Annotated in this window: 20 protein-coding genes; 3 read left to right on the top strand and 17 right to left on the bottom strand. The window is 41.3% G+C overall.

Translation table 11 applies throughout. The annotated features are described in order from the left end of the window. Positions 1–8: 8 nt before the first annotated feature. Entirely contained in the window at positions 9–1,175 is a 1,167-nt protein-coding gene (locus OIZ54_RS04535; protein ID WP_264389842.1) for an efflux RND transporter periplasmic adaptor subunit, read from the bottom strand. A gap of 120 nt (positions 1,176–1,295) precedes the next feature. On the opposite strand from OIZ54_RS04535, the gene OIZ54_RS04530 reads away from it, so the two are divergent. Beyond that, positions 1,296–2,234 (top strand): LysR family transcriptional regulator, encoded by a 939-nt coding sequence (locus OIZ54_RS04530; protein ID WP_004588705.1) that lies wholly within the window; start codon positions 1,296–1,298, stop codon positions 2,232–2,234. An 8-nt stretch (positions 2,235–2,242) separates the two neighbouring features. On the opposite strand, the gene OIZ54_RS04525 is transcribed toward OIZ54_RS04530, so the two are convergent. The 7 genes from OIZ54_RS04525 to OIZ54_RS04495 form a co-directional block, all read right to left on the bottom strand. Continuing rightward, positions 2,243–3,280 carry a GGDEF domain-containing protein gene (locus OIZ54_RS04525; protein WP_248450338.1) on the bottom strand — a complete coding sequence of 346 codons (1,038 nt, stop codon included), beginning with the start codon at positions 3,278–3,280 and terminating at the stop codon, positions 2,243–2,245. A 143-nt stretch (positions 3,281–3,423) separates the two neighbouring features. Then, complete coding sequence (gene moaA / locus OIZ54_RS04520; protein ID WP_248461954.1) at positions 3,424–4,395, bottom strand: GTP 3',8-cyclase MoaA; 972 nt, start codon at positions 4,393–4,395, stop codon at positions 3,424–3,426. An 83-nt stretch (positions 4,396–4,478) separates the two neighbouring features. Then, positions 4,479–6,770, bottom strand: coding sequence for a xanthine dehydrogenase family protein molybdopterin-binding subunit (locus tag OIZ54_RS04515; protein WP_264389839.1), 2,292 nt, complete (start codon positions 6,768–6,770; stop codon positions 4,479–4,481). A 12-nt stretch (positions 6,771–6,782) separates the two neighbouring features. Next, positions 6,783–7,271, bottom strand: a complete 489-nt coding sequence (locus OIZ54_RS04510; protein ID WP_029771953.1) for a (2Fe-2S)-binding protein — start codon at positions 7,269–7,271, stop codon at positions 6,783–6,785. Positions 7,272–7,465: 194 nt separating this feature from the next. Beyond that, on the bottom strand, positions 7,466–8,071 hold the full coding sequence (locus tag OIZ54_RS04505; RefSeq protein WP_264389838.1) for a nucleotidyltransferase family protein: 606 nt from the start codon (positions 8,069–8,071) through the stop codon (positions 7,466–7,468). Between the two features lies 1 nt (position 8,072). After that, positions 8,073–9,092: an XdhC family protein gene (locus OIZ54_RS04500; protein ID WP_264389837.1), complete on the bottom strand. Its 1,020-nt coding sequence runs from the start codon at positions 9,090–9,092 to the stop codon at positions 8,073–8,075. A gap of 415 nt (positions 9,093–9,507) precedes the next feature. Further along, positions 9,508–10,368, bottom strand: coding sequence for a DUF6279 family lipoprotein (locus OIZ54_RS04495; protein ID WP_264389836.1), 861 nt, complete (start codon positions 10,366–10,368; stop codon positions 9,508–9,510). Positions 10,369–10,964: 596 nt separating this feature from the next. On the opposite strand from OIZ54_RS04495, the gene OIZ54_RS04490 reads away from it, so the two are divergent. Beyond that, a complete protein-coding gene (locus tag OIZ54_RS04490) occupies positions 10,965–11,690 on the top strand; it encodes a tetratricopeptide repeat protein (RefSeq protein ID WP_264389835.1) in 726 nt (241 codons plus the stop codon). Between the two features lie 71 nt (positions 11,691–11,761). Here the strand turns inward: OIZ54_RS04490 and OIZ54_RS04485 are convergent, their stop codons facing one another. The 9 genes from OIZ54_RS04485 to dnaK form a co-directional block, all read right to left on the bottom strand. Further along, positions 11,762–13,180 carry a coniferyl aldehyde dehydrogenase gene (locus OIZ54_RS04485; protein WP_264389834.1) on the bottom strand — a complete coding sequence of 473 codons (1,419 nt, stop codon included), beginning with the start codon at positions 13,178–13,180 and terminating at the stop codon, positions 11,762–11,764. 155 nt (positions 13,181–13,335) lie between these two features. Continuing rightward, positions 13,336–15,060, bottom strand: coding sequence for an ATP-binding protein (locus OIZ54_RS04480; RefSeq protein ID WP_264389833.1), 1,725 nt, complete (start codon positions 15,058–15,060; stop codon positions 13,336–13,338). 171 nt (positions 15,061–15,231) lie between these two features. Next, complete coding sequence (locus tag OIZ54_RS04475; RefSeq protein WP_004588716.1) at positions 15,232–15,498, bottom strand: CBU_0592 family membrane protein; 267 nt, start codon at positions 15,496–15,498, stop codon at positions 15,232–15,234. Between the two features lie 186 nt (positions 15,499–15,684). Beyond that, positions 15,685–15,936 (bottom strand): hypothetical protein, encoded by a 252-nt coding sequence (locus tag OIZ54_RS04470; RefSeq protein ID WP_264389832.1) that lies wholly within the window; start codon positions 15,934–15,936, stop codon positions 15,685–15,687. 156 nt (positions 15,937–16,092) lie between these two features. After that, a complete protein-coding gene (locus OIZ54_RS04465) occupies positions 16,093–16,461 on the bottom strand; it encodes a response regulator (RefSeq protein WP_024031358.1) in 369 nt (122 codons plus the stop codon). 52 nt (positions 16,462–16,513) lie between these two features. After that, entirely contained in the window at positions 16,514–16,918 is a 405-nt protein-coding gene (locus tag OIZ54_RS04460; protein ID WP_004588719.1) for a DUF1761 domain-containing protein, read from the bottom strand. A gap of 120 nt (positions 16,919–17,038) precedes the next feature. Then, the gene (gene ybaK / locus OIZ54_RS04455) at positions 17,039–17,500 is read right to left on the bottom strand and encodes a Cys-tRNA(Pro) deacylase (RefSeq protein WP_264389831.1); all 462 of its coding nucleotides are present in this window, start codon (positions 17,498–17,500) and stop codon (positions 17,039–17,041) included. 303 nt (positions 17,501–17,803) lie between these two features. Then, positions 17,804–18,946: a molecular chaperone DnaJ gene (gene dnaJ, locus OIZ54_RS04450; protein WP_264389980.1), complete on the bottom strand. Its 1,143-nt coding sequence runs from the start codon at positions 18,944–18,946 to the stop codon at positions 17,804–17,806. A 201-nt stretch (positions 18,947–19,147) separates the two neighbouring features. Further along, a complete protein-coding gene (gene dnaK / locus OIZ54_RS04445; protein ID WP_024031902.1) occupies positions 19,148–21,067 on the bottom strand; it encodes a molecular chaperone DnaK in 1,920 nt (639 codons plus the stop codon). 241 nt (positions 21,068–21,308) lie between these two features. Between dnaK and OIZ54_RS04440 the strand changes: the two genes are divergently transcribed. Then, positions 21,309–22,130 carry a thioesterase family protein gene (locus OIZ54_RS04440; protein WP_264389830.1) on the top strand — a complete coding sequence of 274 codons (822 nt, stop codon included), beginning with the start codon at positions 21,309–21,311 and terminating at the stop codon, positions 22,128–22,130. Positions 22,131–22,142 lie beyond the last annotated feature (12 nt).

Raw genomic sequence — 22,142 nt, 5'->3', positions numbered from 1 at the left:
AATAAACCTTATTGCTTAGCCATTAGCTGCGCGTTGTCGTTTGACAATGTAAAAGCCACGCCGCTTGTATCAATTGTTACTGTATTTGGCGAAATTGGCATACCTGGGCCTACACGTGCAGGGCCATTTACCGCAATAATATCGCCTTCGCTTAGGCCAGCAGTAACAGCGCGTAACGCACCATAGCGCTCGCCTACTTCTATTAATTTGTATTCAAGCACGTTGTTTTCGCCAACGGTTAACACAAAGCGATTTTTTAAATCGGTACCAATAGCACGCTCAGGAATAATTACTTTTTCGCTCACTTCGTTTGCTGCCAATTTAACGCGAGCAAAAGAACCTGCACGTAATTGATTGTTATCTTGTTCAAATACCGCACGTACACGTAAAGTACCCGTTGCTGAATTAATTTGGTTATCAATAAAATTAATATAGCCTTGGTAAGCAAACTCTTTTTGCCCTACTTTTTGCATAACAACTGTTTGGCGGCTTTGCGCGGTTACATCGTTAAAGGCGCTATTCCAGGTACGCTCATCAACATCAAAGTAGGCATACATCGCTTTATTAGAAACAATTGACGTTAATACACTTTGACCCGCTAATACGTTATTACCTTTGGTAATATTTGCGCGTGAGATAACACCATCAATCGGCGAAACTACTGATGTAAATTCTAAATCGAGCTTTGCAGAGGTAAGCTGTGCTTGCAGCGCTGCAAGTTGTGCTTCGCGCTGGCGAAGCGTTGAGGTACGCGCCTGTGCTTGTTCTGTTGAAATAGCTTTACGCTCTAATAAGCGCACTGCTCGTTTGTCTTCACTTTTAGCTTGTTCAAGTGCAGCTTCTGCGCTGTGTATTTGCGCTTCTAGGCTTGCTACAACTGCTGCAAAAGGGCGCTCGTCAAGTTGAAACAACACATCGCCTTGCTTAACAACATCACCTTCTTTAAATTCAATGCTATCAATCACCCCAGATACACGCGGCATCAGCGCAACTTCTTGCGGCGATTCTAAACGCGTGGTGTAGGTGTGCCAGCTTTGTACTGGTTTAATTAAAACTTGTGCTACATCGATAGGTTGTAATTGTTGTTGCTGCGCATTAGGTGTGCTCTCATCGGCACAGCCCGCTAAGGATAGAGTTGCCGCAGCTAATGCAGCAGCAATTAAATGTTTATTCATGAAGACGCTCCTTTATTTATTTACCTGGCATGTTACGGACTATACTTGCGGACAAAAACCATAGATTTATAAATTCATTAATGCCAAAATGGCATCAATAACATTTATTGGGTGATCATAATGGATACAACAAGCCGGCTTTTAATGCTGCTTGAAGTGGTAGAACAAGGCTCTTTTGCCAAAGCTGCAGAAATAAGAAATATAGACCGCTCTGTTATATCTAAACAAATCAGTCGATTAGAGGACGAGCTAGGCGTTAGGTTATTAAACCGCACCACCCGTTCGTTTTCGTTAACGGCGGCGGGCGCAGAAATGATTAAAAAAGCGTCAGAGCTAAGAGAGTTACTTGGTGAAACCGTACGTATGGCCGAAAACTACCACTTAGAGCCACGCGGTGTGCTAAAGGTTACTTCGTCAACATTAATTGGCCGGCGTTATTTACAACCTGTGCTAAACGACTTTCAAAAACGTTTTCCACAAGTAGAAGTAGAGCTACGTTTAGACGATAGGCTAGTTGATATTGTATCTGAAGGGTTTGATTTAGCATTTAGAATTGGTGAGCCTAAAGACTCCTCATTAATTGCCCGTAAAATTGCCCGTAACAGGCTGCTTATTGTAGCCGCCCCTGAATTTATAAAAACCTATGGTATGCCACAAACCATAGAAGAGCTGGTGCAGTTACCCGCTGCAAGTTATGCAAGTAACGCTATGCGCGTAGAAACCATAGATTACTACGATAGTAAAGGTGAGCCGTGCGAGCTAAAAATAAAAAGCGTGTACAGAGCAAACGATGCAGAAGTACTGCTAATGAAAGCTATTTCAGGGACTACCTACTTTGTTGCGCCAGCATTTATTATCGATAAAGAAATTACACAAGGTCAATTAGTGCCCATTTTAACGGATGTTAAGTTAAAAGAGTTTAGCCATATGTATGCGGTGTACCCACACAGAGACTTACCAGTAAGAACACGTTTATTTTTTGATGCAGTAAGAGAATACCTAGGTAAAGACAAACCAATTTGGGAAAACAACATCCCAAATTTTGAGCAAATGTACTAGCCTCGTACTTAGGCTATTTGAGGCTTTTCAATCAGGTTGGCATTTGCTTGAAAGTACACTTTATTGCGGCCATATTCTTTTGCTTTATACAGTTGTTTATCTGCTTTAATTACAAACTTTTCAAGCGTGTCGCCTTGGCGATACTTAACAACGCCGATACTGGCAGTTACATTTATTTTTAGTCCATCAATCTCAAATGCCGTATTGTTGAGTTTTTCTCTTATGGTTTCGGCCATTGCCAATGCATCACTTTGTGACGCAAAAGAATGTAGTAAAGCAAACTCTTCCCCACCCACTCTAAATACATACCCTTTTGCCAATACAACCCGTAATAAGGTGGCGACTTCAATCAGCACTTTATCCCCTACTGCGTGGCCATGGGTGTCGTTAACCTGTTTAAAAAAGTCTAGGTCGAGTAAAAACAAATAAAGTTGCGACTTATCTTTAAGCTCTACTGCAAAGTAATGGTTCATTGATAAACGGTTTGCAGCCCCAGTAAGTGGGTCCAACAAGGCCAGATTTTTCAGCCGTTTAGACGATAAAGCACGGCTGCCTTCAAATACATGAGAAATGGCCCAAATGCTGATATAAACAAAGGCAAGATTTAAACTGAAGTTAAGCGTTGTTAGAGGAAGTTGCGATGCTTTGGTTAATAATATGGCACCTTGAAGTACAAAGAGCAAAGCCGATAATACAATGCCATAACGCTTACCTAGCAACAGGTAATACAACACAGGTAACGCAAACGACCACACATACAAACCATTTATTGGCTTTGCTAAATAATTACCTAATACAATAACAAAGGTGACAAATATGCACATAACAACAGATTGCCATACTTCGAGTGCGTGTGTGTTTAATCGGTGGTAGGTGTAGGCACAAAATACAGTGAGCGCTATTTCTAAATAGCCTAATAACGCAAAGTTATTTAAAAAAATATTAAACGCAGCAAAAAACAATGAGACAAAACCAAAACACAAGCACATCCATTTCAGAACGTTTCTTCTTAATGATTTAGTACTACTAAGTGCTGCTATATCCATTCAAAAAACTTAAAATAATAAAAAATTCAGTGTAACCTTAAAATTAAATATAACAAGTAGCTAAATAGGTAAAAACAGTCATTTTATTAAACTGTGTAGCGAAAACAGTAAACTCAGTAGCGAATTACACTACATTTATGCCTTTACCCACCTAACATAGATAAGTTTGTAGTGACCCCGGTGTTACCTTGGTGCAATAAGTGCGTTGGTTTTTTTGTTTTTATGTAACGCGCTAACTGATCAATTAATGCCTGATTAGTGTTATCACTCATGTATTCTCTAAGTGATATACCCTGCTCAGAAAACAAACATAAATGCAGTTTCCCCAGTGATGAAATTCTTAGCCTGTTGCAGGTAGCACAAAAGTCATTACTGTAAGGCATTATTAACCCTATTTTGCCTAAATAATCAGGGTGGTAAAACTCTTGCGCAGGCCCCGCCGTTACATCGCGTATAATGGGCTGCCAACCAGCGCGAAGCAACTGCTCTTTTATGGATTGCCCCGATATATGGTTAGCATCAAAAAATGCTTTATTGTCGTTTGTTTGCATTAACTCAATAAAGCGCATCGTTACGGGCCTGTGCTTTAAATAGGCTAAAAAAGGTTCAAGGGCACGACCATTGTACTGTTTCATTAGTACGCTATTTATTTTTACTGAATCTAAGCCGCTCTCTAGGGCCGTGTCTATGCCTTGCATAACCGTGGCAAACTTATCGTTGCCGGTAATGGTATTAAACATACGTGGGTCTAGGCTGTCGATGCTAACATTTATTGCATTGAGCCCTGCGTGTGCCCAATCTTTAACATGTTTATGCATTGAGTAACCATTTGTAGTGGCGGCTATTTTGGTAATACCTTGGGTGTCTTTTGCCGCACGAATTACATCTATAAAATCTTTTCTGAGGGTTGGCTCACCGCCAGTAATGCGTAACTTTGATATGCCATGATGAGCAAAGGCGTTTACGGTATTGCTAATTTCGTTAAGTGAAAGAAAGTCTCGGTCGTGATCGCATTGATAACCATCCGGTAAGCAATACACACACTTAAAATTACATACATCAGTAATAGATAAACGTAGATAACTAAATTTTCGCCCTGCTGGGTCGACTAGCATAAAAAAGCCTTTAACATTTAATAATTCATCGCTAAGTTCAAAGCGCGTAAAGCCTGTGCCCTACGCGCTTTGTTAGCACTTAACTAGGCCGAAAGACCTGCTTTAAGCTCATTGGGTTTCATGGGTAAATTACGTAACCGTACACCGACTGCATTAAATACCGCATTTCCAATAGCTGGCGCAACACCAATTACACCTGGCTCACCTAAGCCCATTGGAAACTCATCACTTTGTACAAACTCTATGTCCATATCGGGCACATCTTGCATTCTAAGTGGTAAGTAAGTGTTAAAGTTAGTGGCTGCTACTTGTCCGTTTTGGTAATTATTTGATTCATGTAACGCAAGGCTTGTACCCCACAATAACGAACCTTCAAGCTGGGCTAGTGCACCATCGGGGTGAACAATTAAACCTGCATCTACCACGGCATAAAGCTTCTTAAGCGTAATTTTGCCATCGCTTTTATTTACGTGCACATGAGCTGCTGTGGCAATCCACGCTGGCATATTACGCTCTTGGCCTGAACTTACTGAAAAACCAATGCCTTCATTTTCACCCAGCTTAACATTTGCGACCTTCGCTGACACTTTTTTAAGTACCGCATTTAAGCGCAGCGCTCCGCCCACGCTTTCAGGGGCTTTACCTGCTTGTTTACCTTTGCCATCGAGCATTGATAAACGAAACTCAACCGGATCAATCCTTTGTTTGTGCGCTATTTCGTCGATAAAAGACTCTAAGCTCCATGCTATCCAACCAGGGCCTACCGAGCGAAGCCAACCTGGGGTAAATGTGCTTTGCGCTAATTCGTTATTAATTGCCCGGGCACGGTGGTTATCCATGCTGTACCAGTGATCGGCTCCAGAGGCTGAAAATGCATCAAACTTACCATTGCCATCAACCCCTGGTGATAAAAAGCCTGGTGCCATTGCTTTTGTTGGCCAACCTGCTGCAAAAGCATGCTCCATTGCACTGAGCTCGCCATTTTCATTAAACGAAGCTGTTAATTTAGCTGTAGAGGCAGAGCGTGATTGATCAAATAAGCTATCATCTGCGCGCGTAAATACCAGTTTTACGGGTTTGCCAATCGCTTTCGCTGTTAATGCTGCAGGCACAGTCCAATCACCAAACAAGCGACGCCCAAATCCACCGCCTAAATAATAAGGACGAATGATAACGTTATTTTGTTCAACCTCTAACGCCTTGGCCAATGCAGGTAATGTTAAAGACTGCCACTGATTACCGGTATGGATAATCCACTTGTCTTGTTTAAACTCTGCCACCGCGTTAAGCGGCTCTAATTGATAATGGCTTGCTGTTGCCGTGGTGTACAGTGACTCAAGAGACTGCGTTGCCTCAGCCTGCATTTTAGCGGTATCACCTTCATTAACAAATAAGGTGCCAGCGTTGCTATCGTTACATAATTTTTCGCCGAGGGATTGAATATCGGCCTCTGTAACATTAGCTGTTTGCCCTTTTTTATAGGTTACTTTTAGCGCATCTACCGCTTTAATAGCACTGGGGTAATTGTCAGCTAAAACCACCACCCAGCCTTGTACGGTATTACTCGGGTCGTTTAAAATCTCAAACCCTTTATAGCCTTTTATTGCTTTTGCAGCGCTATCGTCCACCTGTGTCACTTCACTACCATAACGTGTTGGTGGGATCACAGGGCGCGCATACACCATGCCTTCAAGCTCTACATCTATACCGTATACGGCAGTACCATTTGTTTTTGCCGGAATATCAAGCGCTTTAAAGTCTTGTTTTAAACCCGTTAAGTGGCGTTTATTGGCAGGCTTTAACGGCAGTTTTGCAACTTCTTCACTGCTAAAGGTACGGTTAAACTCACCATTTTTAACAATATCGGCATAACTGAGCGATTTATCGCCTGCAATTATACGCCCTTTGCTCGCGTGGCACTGCTCAGGTTTAACCCCAAGCATATTAGCCCCTGCATCTATAAGGGCTATACGCCCCGCAGCGCCAGCTTGTGAAAGGGGCTTAAAGCTTTGAAACACCGACCACGAGCCACCTGTAACCATGTAGCCCCACTTTTCGTGCGTATCTACATACGTGATTGATACTTTATCCCAGTCGCACTCAAGCTCATCTGCCACAATACGCGCTAAGGCGGTGCCTACGTGTTGGCCCATTTCAGCTTTGGCAATACTAACGACTACTTCACCTTGCTGGTTCATAGTCCACCAAATTGTGGGTGAAAACGATTGTTGTGCAATCGACTCTTTGGCGCTAAGTTCACCTGAAAATATTGCCGGAGCAAATGCCATAACCAGGCCAGCAGTTGCTGTACTAATCATAAAAGAGCGACGGTTTAAGTCTACGGTTTCGGTATTTTTTTGAAATAGTTTTTTCATTGTCGGCTCCAGTTACACGTCTAGCTCTTTGGGGTTAAACATTTGTACTGCACTTTGCGATTCATCAGCTGCACGTTGTATAGCCGATTTAATACGCTTGTACGCCATACAGCGGCAGTAGTTGCCATTCATATGATTTACTATTTCTTGATCTGTTGGATTTGGATTGTCTGCTAATAGCGTAGCCGCTTGCATAATTTGTCCAGACTGACAGTAACCGCACTGAGGTACTTGCTCATCTACCCACGCTTTTTGCAGCGGGTGCGCGTTGTTAAGTCCTTCAATGGTCGTAATGTTTTTTCCTGCCACTGCGCCCACGGGTAATACACACGAGCGTGTTGCTTGCCCATCTAAATGCACTGTACATGCACCGCACATAGCAATACCACAACCAAACTTAGTTCCTTTTAACCCTATTTCATCGCGAATAACCCACAGCAAAGGTGTATCTGCACTTGCTTGCGATTTAACCTCTTTGCCATTAACTGTAAACGTCACCATAGCTTGCCCCTTCATTAAGCCTAAATAAAATTAAAGTAACGCATGACCCATACACGTTACTTTTTATACCACCGTACGTTGAAACTATTGCGCTTTGCATTGCAGCGCACATTTAAAATGCGCACTGGCATAACTGTTAAAAATTTAATCTCGTTTTGAACGTTTAACCTAAAGTTTAGGCTATATCTTTTAGTTTATTCGCTTACAGTTAGGTTGTTATTATTAATAAACTGCTTTAATTGCTGTTGAGTGTCGATATCTGTGCTTGCCTGCTTAAGTAAAATGGTATTAACGTCAACCTGTGTATCGCGCAGTAAATGTTGAGCGCCTTTATCGCAATTTAGCGCTGCTAGTGTTTTAAAATCACAGGCAGGAAATACAGCAGGTACGCCAAGGCGTTCGCCATAATCAGCACACCAGCGCGAGGGGTTGTTGTTAAAATGAGTAATTAAAGTATTTATGTGTGTAGCACTAAGCTCAACCTGATCCGCCAGCATAAATAAAATCCCCTCTAATGAGTGCGCCTTACTTATAGTGTGTGTTGCCAGCGCAATGGATTTTCCTAAGCCTATTTGCCAGTGTGGATTATGCAGTATTTCAACATTGTTATAGCCACGTAACGCGTGTTCAATTTGCGCATGCCAAGCACCGCTAATAACGTATATGGGTAATGTGTCATTACCTTGTAAGGTATCTACGGCGCGGCAAATCATTGGTTTATTACCTACATCGGCTATAAGCTTACAGCCGTTAAAGCGCGACGATTGCCCAGCGGCTAAAATAACCTTTGCTACGCGCACCTTAGTTGCCCCAATTACTTAACGATGTAGCATCTTTATTAGCAAATACCGCATGAATTTCGCTAATGAGCGACAAAGCTATGCTCTCTGGCGAGTCGCCTCCCAAATTAAGCCCAACAGGACCAAATACAGGCGCTACTACCTTATTTACCGTTGTATTTGCATGTTCAAACACTTGCGCTCGGCGATGTGCAGGCCCCAGTAGCCCCATGTACTTTAGTTGGCTTTGCTCAAGTGCGGCTAACGCCTGTGAGTCAAGCTCTACACTGTGGGCCATTAAAACAGCGGCATCCACTTTGTGCTGTTCGCAAAATTGTTTAAGCTGCGCAGCTGGGCAACGCAAAATATTATCGGCCTGCTTAAAGTAGTCTCTTTTAGCATTTGCAGCTCGGCTATCCCATACACTTACCATCCACCCGAGTTGTTTAGCAAACGCGTATACCGGTATCGCATCAGCGCCACCACCGACAATTAATAAATGTGCGCTGGGGTAAATAGCCACTTCTAAACGTTGGACTTTATCTTGCTCTAAAAGCGTTGCTTTGCGGTTTAAAGATAAGTTGTGCTGCTGCGCCACAGTTTTAAAAACGCCAGACCCCTTTGCCACCAAAGGTTTAATTTGCTGTATGTAGTGCCCCGATTGCTTATTTTTAAGCGCATTAAACATGCTATCTAGTTGTAAGTATTCGTTTTCACTATTAACGCTTTGCAAAATAATATGCACTACACCACCACAGCCAATTCCTAGCTGAAATGTTAAGTCGTCTTCATCGGTTGCATCGTAGGTAATAGTTTTAGAGTGTAATGAGGTCATAACCTGTTTGGCGTGGCGCTGAATATCAGCCTCTAAACAGCCACCCGAAAGCATGCCTAAGCGCTGGCCAAGGCTTGAAATAAGCATCATCGCGCCCAATTTTCGATAGCTAGACCCTTCAATTTGGTACAAGGTTGCTAGCACCCATTGTTGTTCATCACGAAGCGGGTACCACGTATTGAGCATTCCTTTTAAATCAGTAACCATAGACTGCAGCCATTACAAACCTTAATATGCGCGTTTTAATTATCACCATGGTGTCGCTTTGCTTCATTTGTTAGATATAACGAGGATAATCAAGCAACAAATAAGTGAGAAGCGTACGTGATATATTTTAAAATCGATCAGATAGGACGTTATTAAATATGAAATATTATCTTAGCATTTATCGAGGGCGAGGTGACCTGTGTGGATTGAAATTTTTCACTCTAGGTGCAATTAAATCGCCTTCAAAGGCTCTGCCCTGACTAAAAACCAAACTCCCTGCTGTAAATTCATCCACCGCAGTACGCCTCGCGCTAACTTCCTTAATAAGCGTATAATTTATAAAAAGTTACACATGCTTAATTAGCAAACAATACGTTAGCTTTTTGGCTAATGTCAGCCTTAGCTTAAATAAGCATTAATCTTCAATTAAATCGGTGAGCGTATTAATTAGCTCATCAAACTCATTATTTACACTCTCGCGTTGCTGCTCACTCAATGTGGTATTTAGCTCAATAAGTAGGTTTACATAGAGCGCTAAGTTTGCATCATTACTGGCTAATAGTTCTTCGCTCATATACGCTTCTCGCTGTGTAATTACATAGCTTAATTGTTTTACAAATTCAGCCTCACTGAGCGCTTTATTTAAAAGTACTTGCTGCGCTGCATTTAAACGCGTTTGCTTGTACTGATGCCAAAGCAATGAAGAGTCATAATGAGCATTGTTAGCTTGGGTAATAAGCTGCGTTTGCACAGGGGTTAACTTTCCTAGCCATTGTTTGTAGTAATCGAGCTGTCTTTCTAGGCGCTCGCTTTTGCGCTCCTGCGCTGTTAATTCATTAAACTCTTCGTATTCTTCGTTAATTTGCGTTTGGATATTAGCAATAAGCTCTTCGCGCTGCGCATAAGAAAGCGTAAGCCCTAACTGCGCGAGCGGTATATGCGCATGTTCAAGAATATTTTGAAAATGAGCTCTGGCCAATACCACTTGCGACTTTAATTTTTGATAGTCTAACTGCTGATTAAATAACCCTTTTAGATTTAGTATATCTTGCTTGTAGGCGGGTAATTGCGTGGTGCGGTGCCACTGCTGGGTTGTGTTAATAATACTTTTGAGTTGCTGGTTTTGCTGCTTATTTAGGTCAATGTAGTCATCTACCCAAAACGATGAAAGCCACGTTAAGTTATTATAAGTAAACGAAGCCGAACAACTACACAAAAATAGCAGACTGAGCGCAATGGCTACGCGCGAAACTTTTATATTTTTTATTTTAAACATGAAATCCTCAACTAACGCTTTCTCTCAAACTCTCACATAATACGCAAAGATGTTAATTTATTTTAATTGATAATAATTATTATTTACTGTTGACACATCGACAAATCTAAATAATAATTAATCGCATAAACAAAGTGTAACGACCTCAGTGCCCAAGGAAGAAATACAGCATGGATGCTGACATTTTGTTTTAAGCGTGTGACTGCTTAATGGCTATTATTTACTCGACCCAAGTAATAGCATAAAAGTTCATCTCTACTTGCTACATTGCTCATATTAGTGACGGTTAATATGACATTAAAAGCGCAGGCCTTGGTTTGCGCTTTTTTACTGCTTTAAATTTTCTGTAATATCTGTATCTTACGCTTATAAACAGCGCATTATTAGCAATATAATTGCTTATTTAAGCTATAATTACCACAACAGCTTGGCTAAGTGTTAAACGAGCATATAATCACCAAAGCGTTAGTATTTCACTTAACCCCAAGCACTTGCACCATTTTATACGTGGCTATTAAATAGTAAGTACAAAGTGTTGCAATAAAACAGGTTTTTATACATACACATTGCAACTATTACCTATTGGAGACATGGCTATGTCACAGTTTAATTTAAAAGCATTAATACTCACTGGCGTTTTGCTTTCAAGCCCATTTGCACATGCAACTCTTGAAGACGGTATAAGAGCTGCCAACGAAGGCGAGTTTGCGACGGCACTAAAAGAATTTGAATATTTAGCTGATAAAGGCTTTGCCCCTGGTATTTACGAACTAGGTAAACTTTACGAGGGCGGCTATGGTGTTACACGCGACTACTTTAAAGCGGCAGAGCTTTATAAAGAGGGCGTTAAAAAAAATCACACTGACTCAATGTTTGCGCTAGCGGTTTTATACGATGAAGGCAAAGGCGTAAAGCTTGATAAGCAAATGGCGGTTACGTTATTTGAAAAAGCAGCGAAAAAAAACCTCCCCGCCGCACAATTTAATTTAGGTGTTATGTATGCAAATGGCGAGGGCGTATCGCGCGATTATAAACAAGCCAGAACGTGGTACGAAAAAGCCGCTGCTAATAACTACTCACTGGCGCAATTTAATCTGGCGCTCATGTATTTTGAAGGCCTAGGCATGCCAAAAGACTTAGAGAAATCGTATGTGTGGAATACCATTGCAGAATACAACGGCAACATGCAAGCAAGCCATAGCCGTAAGCTAGATGAGCGTAAAATGCTACCTAAAGAAATAGAAGAAGCAAAAGAAAAAGCCGACAAAATCTACGAAAAAATACTCGCAGGCACGTACGCCGGTGAAGGTCGCTTATTTTAATTTTCGCCTAGCAAAACCTAAGTGTTTAACAAGGGCAAATGCATCTCGCATTTGCCCTTTTTTATACCAATTTACTTAATATATAAAAATTTAAGCAGCTTAATAATAAGGTTGCTCTGTTTGAGTAAAAGCGCGGTACGCGGGTTAAACGAGCTAGACACCAAGGTGTTTTTTGCATGACTAAAGGTTAAAAACCCCTCTTTACCATGATAATGCCCCATTCCTGAATGCCCAACGCCACCAAATGGCACATCGTCTGCTGTCACCTGCACTAAGGCATCGTTTACAGCAACTGTACCACTTAATGTTTGCTCCATGATGTAATCTTGAGCGTGCTTATCTTGGCCTAAAATGTATAGCGCTAAAGGGTGATTATGCGCTTTTATGTAGCTAATTGCCTCATCGAGCTTTTCGTAGGTTTTAATAGGCAAAATGGGGCCAAATAACTCATCTTGCATTAACGTCATATCATCGCTAGGCGCGGTAACAATATGCAAACCCATTCTATGCTTTTGTTTGTCTTGCTGGTTTTGATCTAGCGGCTTAATAACTTGCGCACCTAACTGCTGTGCTTGTGTTAAATACCCTTCTAAGCGAGAGTAATGCGCATCGCTAATAATTGACGTTAAGTTTTTGCCTTCAACCCCGTCTTTAAAGTGCTTTTTATAAAGCTCGCACAATTGCTGCACCAGCTGATGCTCAAGGGCCTTAGGTACAAATACATAATCTGGGGCTACACAAATTTGCCCTGCATTAGCCATTTTACCAAACAATAATGTTTGCGCTGCTTTTTTAATATTAGCTTGCTCAGTAATGATCACCGGCGACTTACCACCAAGCTCCAAGGTAACAGGAGTTAAATTTTCGCTGGCTGCTTTCATAACCAGCTTGCCCACTGACGTTGAGCCAGTAAACAGCAGATGTGCAAATGGCAGTGCAGAAAACTCACTCGCTACATCGCTTGCCCCTAACACCACTTTACAATGCGCTTGTAGCTCGTCTGCAAATATTTTTTCGATGACTGCATTAGTATGCGGGGTAAATTCGCTGAGCTTAAGCATAACTCTATTACCCGCAGCAATGGCGGTAATAACAGGCACTAATGCCAATTGTATGGGGTAATTCCATGGTGCAATCACACCAACTACACCAAGTGGCTGGTAAGTCACACTCACTTTTGATGGCCACAAACTTAAGCTAGTTGAGCGCTTACTGGGTTTTGCCCATTTTGGCAGTTTTTTAATTATGTGCGCTAAACCCTGAACCGTTGGCAAAATATCGCCAAGTAACGTATCGAACGCGGTTCTGTAGCCAAAGTCTTTTGATGCTGCATCTATAAGCGCTTGTTCATTACTAACAATGCGTTTGTGCAGCGTTTTTAATAATACGATACGCTTATCTATCGGGAGGTACGACTGGGCTAAAAAGCTATTTTGCAGCTCATTAAACGTATCGCTGAGTGACGGTGTGTGTGTGCTATCAGTATCCAAAAGGTGCTACTCGTGTATCATTTTGCTACGACTATAACGCCGTTCTGATTTTCGAGCAATAACACTAACTATCTAAAAATTACCGTTTTTGTAGGAACAAATAGCCACAATTAACCACTACTCGCTCAATAATTTAGCCCTTAAATTACTTTTATTTAGCTCGTTAGCGGCTCACAAGGAAGCGTAATAATAAATTTAGCGCCGCCTTGCTCGCGGTTCTGTGCGCTTAGCGTGCCATTAAGCGCGCTAATAATTTGCTTAGAAATACACAACCCAAGCCCTAGCCCATCAACCGATTTAGTACTGTAGAAAGGCTCAAAAATAGTCTCTATATCGTGCACTTCTATGCCTGGACCGCTATCTTCAATACACAGTTGCACACTATTATTTAGATAATTGGCCCTAATACTCAGCTCGCGAGTAATACACCCTTGCATTGCTTGGCTGGCATTCGATATTAAGTTAACTAACACTTCTTCAAAGGCCGCTTTATCTGCTAACACGTTTAATTGGCTGTCAATTTTAGGCGGTAAAACACTTATATTGTCCTGCTTTAGCTGGTTTTTATTAATCTCAAGTGCCTTGGCTACTGATTCACTTAATGGCACTTCGCTAATAATCGTTTTTGCAGAATCAGAAAAATAATTTAGCTGTGCAACTATCTTATGCACTCTTGCTACTAAGGATTCAATAAACTGTAAATTTTCGTTTAGGGCTTCAAACTTTCCTTTAGCTAGCAATCGCTTAGCACTGGCTAAGTAAGTATTAATGGTATTAAGCGGGTGGTTAATTTCGTGGTTAAAGCCCATGCTAAGCTGGCCAATTGTTGCAAGCTTAGTTGATTGTACAAGCGCATCTTGCTGTGCTTTAAATGCATTAGTGCGCGCACTAATTTCCTGACTGACACTGTGATGGGAATAAACCAGCTTTTTAACGCCAACAAAGCGCCTTAAAACAACATACCCTAGGGCAATAATAAGCGCATAAATTACCACAAAGCCAAATAACGCCGGTAATTGGGCAATATTTGCATTAGATACATTTACTAATACGGTAACCGATGCGTTCAAAAAACGTAATTTTTGCTCTACCGATAAATAGTTATGCTCATCAATTGTGCTAAACAGTAACCTTTGTGATGTGTAATTTGAATGGGCAATCAGCTTAGGTTGATAATCTAAATACGCTCGACGCTGAGCGATGTCTCGCCGATGAGTAATATCGAGTGTAGAAAACGTATTCAGGCGCCAATTTTCCATATCTGAAATAGCAATCACGCTATCTTCTAGCTGCACATAAAAGTGGCTGCCTTTGGCGGTATTTAAAAGCTCACGGTCACTTTCAAGTTTGTTCACATTGACTTTTAAAACAACGACCCCTACCGCTTGATTATTGTTATAAATGGCTTGTGAAAAATAGATGCCTCGCTCTTTTGTACGCATGCCTAGGGCAAAATACGCTACTTTTTCACCTGCAAATGCGCGCTTAAAATACGGTCTAAACGACAGATCGCTGCCTAAAAAGTTATGATCGGCCTGCCAGTTACTGCTTGCAATCACAGCGCCTTGTTCATCAAGAATATAAATATCTGAGGCACCACTGGCTTGTTGTATATCAGCTAAGTAGTTATTAATCTTTTTTTCGTTATTTTGCGCCGCACCTAAAAAATCAATAACCTCATTGTTATAGGTAAGAAGCTGAGGAATTTTTGAAAAACGCGCAAGCTCAGCATCAATATAATGCTTTAACTGAGTTGCTTGCTGGGCTGCTTTTTGCTCGGCCTGATTATAATAATGAGTTCGGCCATAGCAAAACACGACCGACAATAGCACTATCAGTACAACAAAAGATAAAAGAAGTTTTTTAGAAAAGGAGAACATGCCCTAGCTCACAACAAAATAGCTATAAAATTTAAGGGCGCTAGTTTAACGGGTTATGGGCGCTAACAACAGAAACTTTGTGTTAACAAATACAATAAATCTTAATTTATTTATAAACTGCTGCAAGTCTGTACTGACTCGCAACAGTAAACATCATTAGCGGTACTAAAATTAAGAGTTAGTGGCTAATTGAGGCTTATTTTTAGCGTACTTGTATAAGCCGATCAGTGAAGCTGCAATCCAGAAAATCTCAATTACAAAGCTTGCAAGGTTAAAGTTGTAACACAAACTTATTAACAGCAAAATTGCCCCTGTTAAATTCATTATGTTGTACAATAACCCCGTTGGGGATGCTTTATTAAGTTGTAATAAAAAGAATGCACCAACAACTAAGAAAGTACCCGCCATACCTACAATATCAAATAACAGTGCTATCACACGTTTATCCTTTGCTTAAAAAACCCAACTAACTGGCCCTATCCTTGGGGAGGGTGTTTTTCAATCATTGAAACAGCAAAACCGGGCGAGTATATCAGGCTTGTTTATTGGTACAAGGTCAATTGTCCGCCTTACTAATCATCAAATCTAAGCTTTTGTAGTTATTACATTTTTAAACGTATTGGGTTATTTAAAGGTAACCTTACCGCCAATTATTTTATAAGCTGGCGTACCGCGTATGATTGCTGGGCGCGCAAATGGGCGCTCGCATTGGGGGCAAATACACGGTGTAGTTGTGTAATCTTGGGTTATTCGCTCTATAAAACACTTTACTAAAGCGCCTTTGCCACCTTTTCTATATTTAAACAGCGCCGCTTTGCAAGTAGAGCAAAAAATATCGACTGTTTTAGTCGGCCCTTTTTTATTTGGCTTAGCCATACACTCCTTAACATACCTACGTTGATACAAAGCAGGCATTTTAGCAGGTAATAAATAAAAACGTTACAGAAGCTAGGCAAACTGCCTAATAAGCGGTGGAGAAAACGCAGGGGATTAAATAATAGGTACGGTATAAAACGCCATAAAAGCGTTTCGCTAATCTCTAAAAAACAGGCGGTTTAATTGCGCTGATAACACATTCATATTAAATGGTTTAATAATAAACCCCGACACTTTTGCTTTAATAACTTGTTTTACTGTATCAGCGTTATCTTCGCAGGTGACCATAATAACAGGTAAATCGACTAAGGCTTGGTCGTGGCGTATGTTATCGAGCAAGTTTACACCGTCTACTTTAGGCATGTGTAGGTCGGTTATTACTAAATCAAATTTTTGCTGACGCAGTATTTTTAACGCCTGTTGGCCGTCAGTTGCCTCCACAACATTTTTGTAATCAAGCTGCCTTAACATATTAATTAATACGTGGCGCATAAGTGGCATATCATCAACGACTAATATTTTCATAATTATCTTTATTATATTTTAGCGCTTAAAGGTGGCGCCTTATTTAGCGTACTTAGGGCCATACACCTATAATAAAACCCATTAATGTAAATTGTAATGTGTAATACCCTGCATTAATTATAAATAACTTGATTGGCCGCTGCTCATAAATGTAACTGAGCCCCAGCGAGCTACCTACCCAAAACAAACCGATGGCAAAACCTGTAAAGGCGCCCTCTCCCATTCCTGCCTCTTTACCTAAAAATAATGAAAGCACCACCGCCGACAAAAGTGCAAGTACCATACTGCCGCCAAAAATTAACGCCGGTTTTGCTGTTTGTAAATCAAGCTCCGTAAGGCCTGTACACTCTAACCAAGCATTTTTAAAAAAAGCGTTTGAATACCAAATACCGCCAAGCATAAAAGAGGAAAGCGCCGCCACAAGCACGGCAAAAAAATTAACATCAGTAAAATTCATACATACTGCCATAATGCATAGTGTACAAGGGTATTTTGACTGTAGTTAAAAATACCCTAAGCAGCAAATTATCGCCTTTAAAATATATGGTAAAGGGCGCGTTGGTTTTTGTGGAGGCTTTTAAAAATCGCCATAGGTGGCACGCGTTTGTGCCTTTAAATCGGTTGGCGAAAGCGCTACCTCAAGCCCTCGCTTACCTGCACTTACATACACTGTATTAAACGCCATAGCGCTTGAATGAATAAAAGTGGTTAGGCGCTTTTTTTGCCCAAGCGGGCTAACCCCTCCTAAAATGTACCCTGTAGCGGCTTGTACCTTTGGCGCGCTTGCCATTACGACCTTTTTAGCGTGACTGAGTTTGGCTAATTGCTTTAAATTTACTTGCTGGGATACTGGTGTAACGGCAACAATTAACTGCCCTTCACTGGTTTCAAGCACGAGGGTTTTAAATACCTGATCACTGTTAAGGTTTAACTTTTCAACGGCTTCTTGGCCATAACGCGTTGTATTAGCATCGTGTTGATAACTAAGTACATCGTGAGGCACATTTTGTTTTTTCAGTAATTCTATTGCCGGGGTCATACAATTTAGCCACATTATTTTAAGCGCATTATTAATCTACAATAAGGGTTAATCATTTTGAAGAGTAACTTAATAGCAGAGACGTAAAAAGCCTTTTATTGACGAGGGTATAGGTACAAAGGGTAAAGCAGTGTGGAGTCAATTGCACACGGCAACAAAATTGCTCAGTGAATTAATCGATTGAGTATACGCACTTTATAATATTGCTCGTAGCTGCCCAGTAATATTGTTAAACCACAGGAATTTGAGCTAAAAAAAAACGGTGCATCAAGCACCGTTTTTTTTAGTTTTTACGATAACTAATTACTTAGTTAAATCGTCAAAAAACTTTTTAACGCCGTCAAAAAAGCCTTGCTCTTTAGGACGGTTTTTTGAGCTATCTTTACCCATGCTCTCGTCTAACTCTTTAAGTAACTCGCGTTGACGCTCGTTTAAGTTAACTGGCGTTTCAATCACTACTTTACAAATTAAGTCGCCTTGAGCACCACTACGAACCGATTTAACACCTTTGCCACGCATACGGAACATTTTGCCCGTTTGTGTTTCAGACGGTATTTTAAGTTTTGCACGGCCATCAAGCGTAGGCACTTCAATTTCGCCACCTAAACCTGCGGTAGTAAAGCTAATTGGCACTTCGCAGTACAAGTTATTCGCATCACGTACAAAAATTGGGTGTTCGCGTACAGATACTTGCACGTATAAGTCGCCAGCTGGCGCTCCGTGCATACCCGCTTCGCCTTCACCGGTTAAACGAATACGATCGCCTGTATCTACGCCTGCTGGAATTTTAACTGACAACGTTTTCGTTTTCTCAACACGCCCTTGTCCGTGACACTTATCACATGGGTCTGAAATAATCTGACCTTGTCCCTGACACGTTGGACACGTTTGTTGAACAGCAAAGAAACCTTGGCGCATTTGTACTTGGCCAGCACCATGACACGTAGTACATGTTTTAGGCTTAGAGCCCGCTTTTGCACCACTGCTATCACACGGCTTACAGCTAACCCATGTAGGTACTTTTATTTCTACTTCTTTACCACGGACCGCTTCTTCTAAGCTTAGGTCCATGTTGTAACGTAAATCTGATCCACGTTGTTGACGCGATTGACGACGGCCACCACCGCCACCAAAAATGTCACCGAACACATCACCAAAAATATCACCAAAATCGCCTTGACCACCACCGCCAAAGCCACCGTGACCGCCGCCACCGCCTTGTTCAAAGGCAGCATGGCCGTATTGGTCATACATTTGACGTTTTTGATCGTCGGTTAAAATCTCGTAAGCTTCTTTTACTTCTTTAAATTTAGTTTCGAGATCTTTATCACCGGCGGTACGATCTGGGTGATATTTCATCGCTAAGCGTTTATACGCTTTTTTTATGTCTCTCTCGCTTGCATCTTTGCTTACGCCGAGAACTTCGTAATAATCGCGTTTTGACATATCTATCACACTACTCTTTTCTATTTGCAGCTAGGCTGCGGGATAAACCGATAAATCACATCGATTTATCATGAAAATTTTAAACCTTAAATACATACAAAAGGCGCGACAAGCTGTAGCCTGCGCGCCTCAAAAGTTCATCCTACCCTAAAAACTTGAGCAAATCATGTTGTTTAGGCTAGTTAGAAGCTTAGCTGACAATTACTTGTCGTCTTTTACTTCTTCAAACTCAGCATCAACTACATCGTCGTCTTGCTTAGCAGACTGTTGTGGTTGCTCGCCTGCATCTGCGCCACCTTGTTGCGCTTTAGCTTGAGCGATTTCCATTAGCTTTTGAGACTTTTCAGCAAGTGCTTGCGTTTTAGCTTCAATTTCTGCTTTGTCATCGCTCTTAATAGCTGCTTCAAGGTCAACAACAGCTGCTTCAATTGCATCTTTGTCTTCGCTTGGTAGTGCATCGCCAGCTTCTTCAATTTGCTTGCGAGTACCGTGTACCATTGCATCAGCTTGGTTACGAGTTGCTACTAGCTCTTCAAACTTTTTATCTTCTTCCGCATTAGCTTCTGCATCACGAACCATTTTTTCTACTTCTTCATCGCTTAAGCCTGAAGACGCTTGAATCGTGATTTTTTGCTCTTTACCTGTATCTTTATCTTTCGCTGATACATGTAAGATACCATCCGCATCTACATCGAAAGTTACTTCGATTTGTGGAGTACCACGTTGTGCTGGACGAATACCTTCTAGGTTAAATTGACCTAGAGATTTGTTGTCGCTAGCACGCTTGCGCTCACCTTGTAGTACGTGAATCGTAACGGCAGATTGGTTATCTTCTGCTGTAGAGAACGTTTGCGATTTCTTAGTAGGAATCGTTGTATTTTTCTCAATTAGCGCGGTCATTACTGAGCCCATTGTCTCAATACCTAGCGATAATGGAGACACGTCTAGTAATAGTACGTCTTTAACGTCACCTGCTAATACACCACCTTGAATTGCCGCGCCTACTGCTACAGCTTCATCAGGGTTAACATCTTTACGTGGCTCTTTACCAAAGAACTCAGCAACTGTTTTTTGTACTAGTGGCATACGTGTTTGACCACCTACTAAAATGATATCGTTAATATCATTTACAGATAAATCAGCATCCGCTAGAGCACGTTTAAGTGGCTCAATTGACTTAGTTACTAAGTCTTCAACTAATGACTCAAGTTTAGCACGCGTTAGTTTAACGTTCATGTGCTTAGGACCTGATGCATCGGCAGTCACGTACGGAAGGTTAACTTCTGTAGATTGTGCAGATGATAGTTCGATTTTCGCTTTTTCAGCCGCTTCTTTAACACGTTGCATAGCAAGCGGATCGTTTTGTAAATCGATACCTTGGTCTTTCTTGAACTCAGCTACTAAGTAGTTGATTACGCGGTTATCGAAATCTTCACCACCTAAGTGAGTGTCACCGTTTGTAGCAAGTACTTCAAATGTGTGCTCGCCTTCAACTTCATCAATTTCAATGATTGATAAATCGAAAGTACCACCACCTAAGTCGTATACTGCAACAACGTTTTCACCTTTGTTTTTGTCCATGCCGTAAGCAAGGGCAGCAGCTGTTGGCTCATTGATGATACGTTTAACTTCAAGACCCGCAATACGACCAGCATCTTTTGTTGCTTGACGTTGTGAATCGTTAAAGTATGCAGGTACTGTGATTACAGCTTCAGTTACTTCTTCACCTAAGAAGTCTTCTGCTGTTTTCTTCATTTTTTTAAGTACTTCTGCAGAAATTTGTGGTGCAGCGCGTTTTTCACCGCCCGCTTCAACCCATGCATCGCCGTTATCAGCTTTGATGATTTTGAACGGCATAATACCGATATCGCGTTGTACTTCTTCGTCTTCAAAACGACGACCAATTAAACGCTTAATTGCAAATAACGTGTTAGTTGGGTTAGTAACCGCTTGACGCTTAGCAGGTTGACCTACTAGAGTCTCACCGTCTTGCGTGTAAGCAATAATAGACGGGGTTGTGCGATCGCCTTCCGCATTTTCAATAACACGTGCTTTATCACCATCAAGTACTGCAACACAAGAGTTTGTAGTACCTAAATCGATTCCAATAATTTTACCCATGAATCTTCTCCAACTTCAAATTCGTTAATACGTTCGATGACTAGTAAATAGGGATGCCACAAAGTTAATTCAACTGTAAAAATGAAAAAAAATTCATTTTTTGTAATTTATTTAACAAAAAACCTTAATAAAAGTAGGGTTTGATGTTTTTTACGCCAAATACACCTATTCAACACAACTAGTCTGACCAGTTGTTATGTGCTATATATGTCTGATAATGATAATTTCAAGGATATTAACGATGCATTTTGATGACTTATTAAAACAAGCCTCTGCTATTTCAAACTCTTCTTCCGCTTCGCTTGCCAATAACAGCAATACAATGGAGTTTCCTGCTAATTGGTGCCAAGGTAGAACCGCTTTTGGTGGCCTTTCTGCTGCACTACTTTATCAAGCAATCAGAAAACACATTGACCCAAGTAGACGATTACTGTCTTTAAGCACTAATTTTGTTGGGCCGCTGCTTGCCGACACACCTTTTTCATTGTCAGTTGAAATTTTACGCCAAGGTAAAAGCAGTACTCAGGTATTAGCTAAAGTGATTCAGAGTGAACAAGTGTGCGTTATTGTCCAAGCGTGTTTTGCTATTGATAGGCAATCGGGTGTTAATGTACCGGTTAGTAAAGAAATGGGATTAAAGCCTGTGGATGCACGTCATACATTGCCGTTTATTGAAGGGCAAATGCCTGAGTTTTTTCAGCATGTTGATTTATGTCCGCAGCAAGGCGCTATGCCTTTTAGCGCTGCACAGACCTCGCATTTAGGCGGCTGGATGCGCTTTAAACATACCCCAGAGGCAATTACCGAAGCACATATAATAGCCCTTACCGATGCGTGGCCTCCTACATTATTACAAATGTTTAAACAGCCAGCTCCAGCAAGTAGCATGTCGTGGTATTTAGAATTTGTGCGAGAGCCAACGCTTACACCCGGTGAATGGTTAGGCTTTGAAGCAATTACACATCATGCTAAAGGGGGTTATGGCTTAGAAGATGGCTGTATTTGGTCGCAATCGGGGGAGCTAATTGCTTTGACACGTCAAACCGTTGCTTTGTTTGATTAAGTACCGCTTAGC

The sequence above is a fragment of the Pseudoalteromonas sp. A3 genome, from assembly GCF_025942345.1.
In the GTDB taxonomy this organism is placed as follows: Bacteria; Pseudomonadota; Gammaproteobacteria; order Enterobacterales; family Alteromonadaceae; genus Pseudoalteromonas; species Pseudoalteromonas atlantica.
The sequence above is the reverse complement of the archived record's forward strand: the minus strand, read 5'-3'. Positions and strand labels throughout refer to the sequence as shown.